Source organism: Streptomyces sp. NPDC002513, from assembly GCF_053595355.1.
Map to the genome: position 1 here is coordinate 1 of NZ_JBSFXK010000161.1, position 1,533 is coordinate 1,533.

1 protein-coding gene is annotated in these 1,533 nt (G+C 69.5%); it reads left to right on the plus strand.

Annotation, left to right across the window (positions count from 1 at the left end; all coding sequences use genetic code 11):
• The first annotated feature begins 174 nt into the window (after positions 1 to 174).
• Positions 175 to 1,500, plus strand: a complete 1,326-nt coding sequence (locus ACWD5Q_RS35485; protein ID WP_451431186.1) for an IS4 family transposase — start codon at positions 175 to 177, stop codon at positions 1,498 to 1,500.
• Positions 1,501 to 1,533: the final 33 nt, after the last annotated feature.

The following is a 1,533-nucleotide window of genomic DNA, read 5'->3' on the forward strand; positions in this document are numbered from 1 at the left end:
CCAAGGCCGTTCAGTTTGTGGGTGGGTGGGGTTTGTCAAGGTAGCCGCGAGCTGTGGTTTCGCCGGACATGAGGAGCGGAGCCCCGGTAGAACTGGCAGTCGACCAAGACAAGCCGTTCACAAAGACCGGAGGCTCCGCTGTCCGGACAGTCTGCCATCACTCGTGCCGTCCGTGTGGCCAAGGGCCCCTTCGCGCCTGGCCACCTCGGTGAGCTCACCCAGCTCATCCCTTTCGAGATGGTCGACGAGGCCCTGAAGGCCACCGGCCGGGTCCAGTCGAGGCTGCGGGATCTGCCCTCTCGTGTGGTCGTGTACCTGCTGCTGGCCGCGTGCCTGTTCCCGGAGGTGGGATACCCCGGCGTGTGGCGCAAGCTCACCGGCGCGCTGGCCGGTCCACCCCTGGCCGCGCCGACGGCGAGTGCGCTGGCCCAGGCCCGCCGCCGTATCGGCGTGGCACCCCTGAAATGGCTGTTCGACCTGCTGAAAGGCCCCGTGGCAAGCCCGCAGGCACTCGGGGCACGGTGGCGCGGTCTGCTGGTGGTCGCGCTCGACGGCACCATCATGACCGTGCCCGACAGCCCCGCGGTCCTGACCAGGTTCACCAAGCAGGCGGGCAACCACGGCGGGACCGGATACCCGCAACTGCGCCTGCTGACCCTGGTGGCCTGCGGCACCCGCACCCTCATCGACGCCGTCTTCGGCCCCACCACCATGGGTGAGACCACCTACGCCCCGCGCCTGCTGCCCAGCCTGCGGCCCGGGATGATCCTGCTGGCCGACCGCAACTTCGGCGCCCAAAGGCTCCTGGCCGACATCGCGTCCACCGGCGCAGAGGTCCTGGTCCGGCTCAAGAACGGCCGCCGGATGCCGGTCCTGGCCCGCTTCCCCGACGGCTCCTACCTCTCGGCACTGGGCGCCCTGCGCGTGCGCGTCATCGACTGCGAGATCACCATCACCACCACCGCCGGCAAACACACCGGCCTCTACCGGCTCGCCACCACCCTGCTCGACCACCACCGCCACCCGGCAGACGAACTGGCCACCCTCTACCACCAGCGCTGGGAGATCGAAACGGCCTACCTGGAACTGAAGTCGACCATCCTGGGCGGCCGGGTCCTGCGCGCCCGCACCCCCGAGGGCATCGACCAGGAGATCTACGCCCTGCTGGTGGTCTACCAACTGCTGCGGACCGCCATGGCCGACGCCACCAGCACCCGGCCCGGCACCGACCCGGACCGAGCCGGCTTCTCCATCGCCTGGCAGGCCGCCCGCGACCAGATCATCCTCGCCGCGGGCGTCATCGCCGACACCGTCATCGACCTGGCCGGCACCATCGGCCGGCACATCCTGGCCAACCTGCTGCCCAAGCGGCGGCTCCGCGTCAGTCCCCGCATCGTCAAACGCGCCATCTCCAAGTACCAGGCCCGCGGCCCCCGCATCGACCGAACCAGCTACAAAGCCACCACCAGCATCGAAATCCTTGCGGCCGCAAGCCCTTGACAACGTGCCCCAGCCACAAACTTCACGGCCTTG